The following is an 8383-nucleotide window of genomic DNA, read 5'->3' on the forward strand; positions in this document are numbered from 1 at the left end:
CACTATTATTGACGCAACTGAAAAACAGCTGGCCGCGGCCGGTCACAAAGTGAAAACAACAATCGTGGAGAGCGGTTATGATGTCGCCGAGGAACTGGGCAAGTACAAGTGGGCAGAAGCTGTCTTCGTTCAGACGCCTGTCTACTGGATGAGCGTTCCTTATCTGTTCAAGAAATATATAGATGAAGTCTACACTGCGGGAATCGGCGAAGTGCTGTGCAAAGACGATGGCAGGACTCGATCGGATCTGAGTAAAAAATACGGATCAGGTGGATTGATGAACGGGAAGAAGTATATGCTGTCCACCACCTGGAACGCGCCGCTGGAATCGTTCGAGGACCCGGCACAGTTTTTTGAGGGACGAGGAGTCGATGGAGCGTTCATGTGGTTGCACAAGGTGTATCAGTTCTTTGGCATGGAGCCGCTTCCGACTTTTTCCTGCTTCAACGTTCTCAAGGACGCCGAGATCGAAAACGATCTGCACCGGTTGCAGAAGCATCTGGCCAGTGCTTTTTCCGGTTAAAAATAATAAGCGCTCCGATGCTTCCGGCACCGGAGCGCTTAATGGCAATGTTGTATGACACCTGCTGTGTTTCGTGCCAGATCCGGGCCTATTCCGGTTTACGGAACACGAAGGTCACGTGTGATGTCGAGTTCGGTACGACTTCGATGGCCTCGATCGGATTTTCTCCACGAATGAGATCGTATCCGGATGGGACAGTGACCTCAACCGAATAGATGCCGAGCTCGAGGTCGAACGATATGCACAAATTTGATTGAACGGTTCCAGTCGCGCAAATGTTCATCGCTGCATCAAAAACTGTCACGTCCACATCGAAATCTTCAGGCGGGTCGCCGGGAATACTGTCCGCATGGCTGTCTGAAAAGACACAGATCATAAGGACCCCGTCCGGTTGTGGCACGCTCGAGTCCCATAGATGGAAGTTGACGCGCGTTGACAGGCCGTTGAAGATCCTTATATGCTCGACGGGATTATCCTGTCCGGGTGAGAGTCCGAACCCCTCCGGCAATGTGATTTCCGCGCCATACTCTCCGCTCTCAAGGCTGAAAATGGCCTGGCCGGTGTTATCTGTGATCCCTTCAGCAATCGTCGAACCCGTTTCCATATCAAAGATACGAACTGAAACACCAGGCCGTCCATCGGCCTCATGGAGTGCAGACACGATCAATTCCCCATCGGGACAATCCGGGCAATCATATTCCAGAAAGAATCCAACGCGTGAAGTTTCGTCTGATCGTATAGTCACCGTGACAGGGTTCCTTCTTCGCTGGCACCCTGGGGTTTCAGCGCGAAAGTGACATAAACAGAGTCGCTGGAAGCTACCCAGATCCCCCTCTGGGGATTGTCTCTGCCGGTGAGAAGTTCATATCCTTCGGGAACGTCGATGCCGACATCGTAAAGTCCGGCATCGATCGCGAACCAGGCGTATCCGTCTTCGCCGGTCTCACCCTGGTCGACCTCGTCGCCCGATTCATATTCACAGACCGTGACGTTGACGCCCTGGACAGGTGTGTCACCGCAGCGGTCGAGGTTTCCGGAGATTTTACAGACTGGAAACCGGTGTCTCTCGTTGAATCTTATCCAGGGCACTGGCAGGTCAACCTCAAGATCTCTTCTGGCACACACAGGATAAGCATCAGCATCGATGGAGAGGCGTGGGAGGCGCCTCCCGGGCTTACTCCAGTCAATGACGAGTTCGGCAGGACGGTAAGTGTACTGGTGATGGACTAAGTTTCCCCCTCAGGAAAGCTATGCCTTCCAGGAAGTGATACCATCGGTTTGATCTGAATATCATTACTTTGGGTCGGCCCATGTCCTCTTGTCCTGTTATATCCTTGTGAGACATTTGAGAAAAGAGTACAATGCTCGGGGGTTCCACCGCGTTGGCGGTCTTCGATACATATGCCATTCCCTGTTGTTCCAGCAGAGGGGGATTCCGTTGGGCTTTGCAAGGAGCAGGCTGTTTTGACAAACACAAAGAAAATTTTGACTCAAGACCTCACTGTGAGACGCAGTCCGATCCCATTCGTAGTCGGGCTGGGACTGCTTGTCATGGCGGCAGTAGTCTATTCATTGTTCACCGGGGCTCGTATGGCTCGGCGTTATGTGCCGCTGGTGGACGCGGTGATGGAGATCAAGTTTGAAGCTGCTATCGGTCACCTGTGGGTCGAGGAAGTAATTAACGGCGACAGGAACGAAGATTTTGACGCTGCCCTGGAATACATCGATCGATCGGCATGGTACGCGCGAGCCATGCTCGCCGGGGGTGAGGCACCCGAAGGTATCATCATCCCGCTCCGCGATCCCGACCTTCGCCTCGAGATCGAGGAAGTGCTGACAAAGATCGAGGAATTCCATTCGATCGCCGAGAAAAGATGGGCGGAAAAGGCGCAATCTGGCACAGGATCGGATATTGACCAGCGTTTTGACCGCGTGTTCGAAGACCTTCTCATGCAGGCGAACGATGTGAAAATCGAGCTTCAGGGCGTTATGGCCCGGGGGCTATTCTGGTTCAGGGTCGTGCAGAGTCTGTTGATCGCGTTGTGTCTGGGATTATCCGTTCTGATCGGCGTTGTCTTCCGCCGTTACGAACGGCGGAAGATGTTCGATATTTCGGCAATACAGAAAAGTGAGACGAATCTTTCGATCACCCTTGACTCGATCGGCGATGCGGTTATCGTCACAGACAGCAAGGGATGCGTCACGCGAATGAACCCCGTTGCTGTGGCATTGACCGGGTGGGCGGATGCTGATGCCCGGGGTAGATCGTTGAACGAGGTCTTCCACATCATCAACTCGATAACGCGGGAAGAAGTGGAAACCCCGATGGCAAGGGTCCTGCGTGAGGGTGTCGTAGTGGGCCTGGCTAATCATACGGCCCTCATTGCCCTCGACGGTACCGAGCGTCAGATCGCTGATAGCGGTGCTCCCATCCGGGATGCGGATGGCAAGGTGGTAGGTGTCGTGCTGGTTTTCCGCGATGTTTCGAAAGTTTACACAAAGGATAAACAGCTCCGTGAAAGCGAAGAGGAAATAAAAGTTGCCAAAGAATTTGCCGAGAGCCTTATAGAGACAGCCAACACGCTCATAATCACACTGGACTCAGAGGCCTGTATCAGAACTTTCAATAAATGTGCCGAGGAGTTGACAGGCTATAATAAAACTGAAGTCATGGGCAAAAACTGGTTTGATCTTTTTATTCCCCGGAGAGATAGGGAAAGCCTTCCGGAGGTTTTCAAGGATGTGCTCGAATTAATGCCTGAGGCATCGCGACACGAGAACCCTATCCTCACAAAAAAGGGTGAAGAAAGGCTTATAAGCTGGAACAACAATATACTGCGAGATTCTTCCGGAAACATCTATGCTGTTCTAAGCATCGGGATAGATATCACTGAACACCGGCGGGTGGAGAGTGAGCGAGAGAGGCTGATGCATGCCATCGAGCAGGTGAAGGAGTCCATCGTGATCACCGATGCCGAGGGCACTATCCAATACATCAACCCGATCTTCGAGCAGGTCACAGGGTATTCGAGTGAAGAGGTGATCGGCCAGAACCCACATGTTTTAAAGAGTGGCAAGCACAACGACGCCTTCTACAGTGATATGTGGGAAATGCTTGCGAGCGGCAAGACATGGCACGGGCGACTCGTCAACAAGAAGAAAGACGGGAGCCTCTTCACTGAAGACGCGACGATCTCACCTGTGCGTGACGATTCGGGCAAGACGATCAACTACGTCGCGGTCAAACGCGATATCACCGATCATATCAGACTCGAACAGCAATACCAGCAGGCCCAGAGAGTGGAATCCATCGGTCGGCTGGCCGGTGGCGTTGCACACGATCTGAACAACCTGCTCACCCCCATCCTTGGCTATGGTGAGATACTACTTGCCGATCTGGGCCCTGACGAAGCGCGCCGGGAATCTGTTGACGAGATCCTGAGCGCGGGATTCAGGGCACGTGATCTGGTACGCCAGCTCCTGGCCTTCAGCCGGAAGCAGACACTTGAGTACAAGCCTCTGGACATAAACAAAGTTATAAAGAACTTTAAAAAACTGGTGCGGCGTTCAGTCCCGGAAGATATTAATATTGAGATCATCCCGTCACCTGATATCCAGACGGTCATGGCGGACATCGGTCAGGTCGAGCAGGTGATCATGAATATGGCGGTCAACGCAGCTGACGCTATGCCCGGAGGCGGTTTGCTGACCATTGAGACAGCAGCGGTGGAGCTCGATGAAAGTTATGTGGCTGAACACCAGGGAATGGCCCCGGGCGCGTATGTCATGCTGGCCATCAGCGACACGGGAACAGGCATGGATGACGAGATTCTCAACCAGGTGTTCGAGCCGTTTTTCTCCACCAAGGGAGAGCAGGGGACAGGACTCGGGCTGGCAACGGTCTACGGTATCATCAAACAGCATGGCGGTAATATATGGGTCTACAGCGAACCCGGTGAAGGCTCGACTTTCAAGGTCTATCTACCAGTTTCCGAGGGAGAACATATCGAAGTGAAAACCAGCAAAAAGAACCTGGTCGATGTGAAGGGCTCCGAAACCATATTGCTGGTGGAAGATAACGAACAGGTGCGCAATCTCACTCATGCCATTCTTAAACGGCAGGGGTATGAGGTCCTTGTGGCAAAAAACGGGGCCGAAGCACTGGCGGTCCAGGCGTCGCACGGTGAATCGGTCCATCTGTTATTGACAGATGTGGTCATGCCCGAAATGAACGGCAAAGAGCTGTTCACTGGAATGATTGAAAAACACCCGGACATGAAGGTGCTTTATATGTCAGGCTACACCGAAAACGTGATCGCCAATCGCGGTGTGCTGGAAGAAGGTATCGCCTTCATCCAGAAACCGTTCACCATCCAGGCCATGGCCGCAAAGATCCGGGAAGTGCTGGAGCAGGAATAAGGTGGGGGAGCGAATTGGGCCGGTTCCAGAGCTGACCTTAATGTAATCCTTCCGAAAGTTGACTCGGTCTATTTTACTGCCAGTTTTTCCTGGCTGGTGGCAATGATCGAGGCCGGGAGAGTGTTGATCAGGTAGGGCAGGATTAATACCAGGACCAGGCCGAGTGAAAAATGCCCTCTGAAAGTGATCATATCCACAGAAAAACGTACAAGAAAGAACAGTAAAGAGAATATCAATGTTGAGATCGCGGTAAATATCTGGTAGGACCGGCGCAGGGCCTGGTGTGTCAATTGTGTCTCTCGCTCGTCGAGGTTATCAATGTCCGTATGGACGAGTTTCCAAAGCCCGGTTTTCACATAGGTCCAGGCAAAACTGACTGCAACGATGGCCGTGGTCATGAGGGCTGCCACGATCAATGCAAGATTCCATCCCCTGTACTCCCCGTGCAGAAAAATTGCGGCCGTGAGGATCATGGATGAATAGTTTATTCCTACACCCGCGCGAAGGCGTGTCCGAGATATGAATCGCTCCATTACCATTACTTCCTTTTGTTTGTGTTGAAGTCATCCCGGTCGTCTCTGCCAAGGATCTCTTCGCTGAGCGGCTTCATCGGTACGGCAGAAAAAATCATCTCGACCGGAAGTCCGAAAACCTTGCTGATACGAAGCGCGAGATCGAGGCTTGGATTATATTCTTCACGCTCCAGGTAGCCTACGGTCTGGAAATTGACGCCGATCATCCCGGCCAGATCCTGCCTTGAAATACTACGCTCATGTCTAAGGATGGAGATCCTGTTATATAGTTTTCTTGATTTCATGTTGTAAATATACAACATAATTATATATATATGCAACAAAAATTTGCAAATTTCCAAAAAATAAATATATCCAGATTCGAATCGTCTTTCGATGCCTGCTGAATTAAAGTACAAACATCTTGATGCAATACGTTGTTCAGGACTAGTATGACCTCACTTGGAATCATATTACTTCTATTTACAGGAAAGAGGGCGCAATGAAAAAAGCACTCATCATTATATCGATAATAATTGTTTTGATAGTCGTCGGAGTGTTCATGTTGTTGTCGAATCTCAATTCGCTTGTCGCGAAGGCCATAGAGAAGAACGGCACAGAGGCCACACAGACCCGTGTCACCGTCTCGGGAGTGGAACTCAAGCTTCGAGATGGTCGCGGTTCGATCAAGGGCCTGAAGGTAGCCAGTCCGGACGGATTCAAGGCGTCAGATGCCTTTTCGCTTCAGGATATCACGGTCGGTATCGATGTCGAGAGTCTTCGGAGTGAACCGATAGTCATCACCGAGATCCTCATACAGGCCCCCGTCGTCAATGCAGAGATATTGAAGAATGGAGAATCGAATATTGAGGAGCTTCGCAAGCGGGTACAGGCATTTTCCGGAAATTCTTCCAGCGGACCTGTGGATGACAGCGGGCAGGCGGCCGGGCAGGCAAAAAGGATACGGATCGATCAATTTATATTTGAAAAGGGCAGTATAAATATCGATGCATCCGAACTGGGTCTGGAAAAGCGTACGATAGATCTTCCGGAGATCAGGCTCTCCAATATCGGAGGGGCTGAAGGCGCTACACCCGACGAGATAACGAAGATCATTCTTGGGGCCGTAGCTGAAAAGGTATCGGCCGAGATAGCAGGCTCCGAGCTGAGGGGACTGATCGAGGATAAGCTGGGTGGTTCGATCAAGGAGAAATCAAAAGAGCTGCTGGACAAGATCGGTGGCTAGGCCGGAAGGGATAACTGGAATCTGCGTCTACAGCAATAGAAGGGGACTACAGGTGAAAACGACACATCGAACCGGAATCATATTCTCTCTGACTCTCATGCTTGTACTCTCTGGATGTGTGACGCTCCAGGAGGACCTTGCTGCTGTATTGAGCGGAGATCCGGGCAGGGAAGGTCCGCTGGACGAGGGGACAGTCATTGCAGGGATCAAAGAGGCTCTGAAAGTCGGAACGAACAACTCGGTATTGTCCACCTCCAGGATTGACGGATTCCTGGGAAATCAACTTATCCGGATAGCTCTTCCTGAACAGCTGCAATCTATGGCTACCACCCTTCGTGGGATAGGACTCGGAGGTAAAGTCGATGAGCTCGAGGTCGGCATGAACCGTGCCGCTGAGCTGGCTGCGGGAGAAGCGAGGGAAGTGCTGTGGAGCGCAATCACCGGGATGAGTGTCGCTGATGCCTTCGGAATACTGAGAGGCCATGATACGGCAGCCACCGATTACTTTCACGAAAAGACACACGAGACACTTCAGGCCAGGTTTCGTCCGATAGTCCACGCGAAGATCCAGGAGATAGGGTTGTCACGTCTGTACGGACAGGCTGCGGATGCTTACAACAGTCTTTCATTTACAGAGGGACCGCGACTTGTGGATCTTGATGATTATGTCACGGAAAGGGCTATGAGCGGATTGTTCACGGTTCTCGCCGGAGAGGAACAGAAGATCAGAAAGGATCCTCTTGCGCGGACGACCGATCTTCTGAAGCGTGTTTTCGGGAACTGATGAATTGAAAATGGGGAACAGGAAATGGGAATAAGACAAGCCTTCGAAAGGAACAGGTCCATGAATCGACACCAGTACATTTCTGGCATCTTATGCGCCGCGTTCATCATGTCGGCCGCAAATATTGCCGGATGCAGAAGCAACGCATCGCTGGTCGTTCCGGAAGCTGAGATATACCCACCCCGGGCAAAAAAGATAAAGAAAGAACTGACTATTCACGGGCATACCCGCATCGATGAATATTTCTGGTTGAGAGAGAGGGAAAATCCTGAAGTCATAGCCTGCCTTGAGGCGGAGAACGAATATAAGGACTTCATGATGAGGCATACGGAGGTCTTTCAGAAGAGACTTTTCGACGAGATGGTAGCAAGGGTCCCGCAGAACGACGAGTCGGTTCCATATATACAGCGGGGGTATTACTACTACACCCGCTTCGAGGAAGGGAAGGAATATCCGATTTATTGTCGCCGACTGGAAACGATGGATGCAGCGGAAGAGATCATGCTGGATGTCAATGAGGTCGCCGCTGGACACGATTATTGTCGTGTGACGGGCCTGACGGTGAGTGATGATAACAGGATGATCGCTTATGGTGTCGATACGGTCAGCAGGCGAAAATACACGATTCTGTTCAGGGATCTTGATACGGGAGAGATGCTGGAAGACAGGATAGTTGAAACCACTGGAAGGCCTGTATGGGCAGCTGATACTAAGACCGTATTCTATTCCACGAAAGATGCGACTCTCAGACCATACAAGATACTTCGGCATGTTCTCGGAACGGATGTGACATCGGATCACCAAGTATTCCATGAGGCGGACCCGACCTTCAACACATATGTCAGCAGGTCGAAATCGATGAGATTCGTATTTATTTCATCTTACAGTACACTCTCTAC

The 8383-nt window shown here is 51.3% G+C and carries 10 protein-coding genes; 6 read left to right on the top strand and 4 right to left on the bottom strand.

Going from position 1 to position 8383, the window contains the following annotated elements; genetic code table 11:
• The coding region (locus KOO63_12380) for an NAD(P)H-dependent oxidoreductase (protein MBU8922606.1) at positions 1–523 on the top strand (523 nt) is incomplete at its 5' end.
• 88 nt (positions 524–611) lie between these two features.
• Here KOO63_12380 and KOO63_12385 read toward each other — a convergent pair.
• Complete coding sequence (locus tag KOO63_12385) at positions 612–1268, bottom strand: hypothetical protein (protein MBU8922607.1); 657 nt, start codon at positions 1266–1268, stop codon at positions 612–614.
• Positions 1265–1612 carry a hypothetical protein gene (locus KOO63_12390; GenBank protein ID MBU8922608.1) on the bottom strand — a complete coding sequence of 116 codons (348 nt, stop codon included), beginning with the start codon at positions 1610–1612 and terminating at the stop codon, positions 1265–1267. The genes KOO63_12385 and KOO63_12390 overlap by 4 nt, the downstream gene beginning before the upstream one ends.
• Here KOO63_12390 and KOO63_12395 point away from each other — a divergent pair.
• Together KOO63_12395 and KOO63_12400 are read left to right on the top strand one after the other, a co-directional pair.
• The gene (locus KOO63_12395) at positions 1583–1753 is read left to right on the top strand and encodes a hypothetical protein (protein MBU8922609.1); all 171 of its coding nucleotides are present in this window, start codon (positions 1583–1585) and stop codon (positions 1751–1753) included. The two genes, KOO63_12390 and KOO63_12395, sit on opposite strands and share 30 nt — an antisense overlap.
• Before the next feature lie 273 nt (positions 1754–2026).
• Positions 2027–4942 carry a PAS domain S-box protein gene (locus KOO63_12400; protein ID MBU8922610.1) on the top strand — a complete coding sequence of 972 codons (2916 nt, stop codon included), beginning with the start codon at positions 2027–2029 and terminating at the stop codon, positions 4940–4942.
• A gap of 68 nt (positions 4943–5010) precedes the next feature.
• On the opposite strand, the gene KOO63_12405 is transcribed toward KOO63_12400, so the two are convergent.
• Together KOO63_12405 and KOO63_12410 are read right to left on the bottom strand one after the other, a co-directional pair.
• Positions 5011–5475 (bottom strand): hypothetical protein, encoded by a 465-nt coding sequence (locus KOO63_12405; protein MBU8922611.1) that lies wholly within the window; start codon positions 5473–5475, stop codon positions 5011–5013.
• Positions 5476–5480: 5 nt separating this feature from the next.
• Complete coding sequence (locus KOO63_12410; GenBank protein MBU8922612.1) at positions 5481–5759, bottom strand: helix-turn-helix transcriptional regulator; 279 nt, start codon at positions 5757–5759, stop codon at positions 5481–5483.
• 197 nt (positions 5760–5956) lie between these two features.
• Here KOO63_12410 and KOO63_12415 point away from each other — a divergent pair, with 197 nt between their 5' ends.
• From KOO63_12415 to KOO63_12425, 3 genes are all read left to right on the top strand, one after another.
• Positions 5957–6700, top strand: coding sequence for an AsmA family protein (locus KOO63_12415; GenBank protein ID MBU8922613.1), 744 nt, complete (start codon positions 5957–5959; stop codon positions 6698–6700).
• 52 nt (positions 6701–6752) lie between these two features.
• Entirely contained in the window at positions 6753–7484 is a 732-nt protein-coding gene (locus tag KOO63_12420; protein MBU8922614.1) for a DUF4197 domain-containing protein, read from the top strand.
• A 24-nt stretch (positions 7485–7508) separates the two neighbouring features.
• Positions 7509–8383, top strand: an 875-nt coding sequence (locus KOO63_12425) for a hypothetical protein (GenBank protein MBU8922615.1), incomplete at its 3' end; no start/stop codon positions are given.

The organism is Candidatus Latescibacterota bacterium (assembly GCA_019038625.1).
Taxonomy (GTDB): Bacteria; Krumholzibacteriota; Krumholzibacteriia; order Krumholzibacteriales; family Krumholzibacteriaceae; genus JAGLYV01.

Coding starts and splice junctions, on each gene's coding strand:
- KOO63_12415 (MBU8922613.1), top strand. CDS start 5,957: ATGAAAAAAGCACTCATCATTATATCGATAATAATTGTTTTGATAGTC.
- KOO63_12410 (MBU8922612.1), bottom strand. CDS start 5,759: ATGAAATCAAGAAAACTATATAACAGGATCTCCATCCTTAGACATGAG.
- KOO63_12405 (MBU8922611.1), bottom strand. CDS start 5,475: ATGGAGCGATTCATATCTCGGACACGCCTTCGCGCGGGTGTAGGAATA.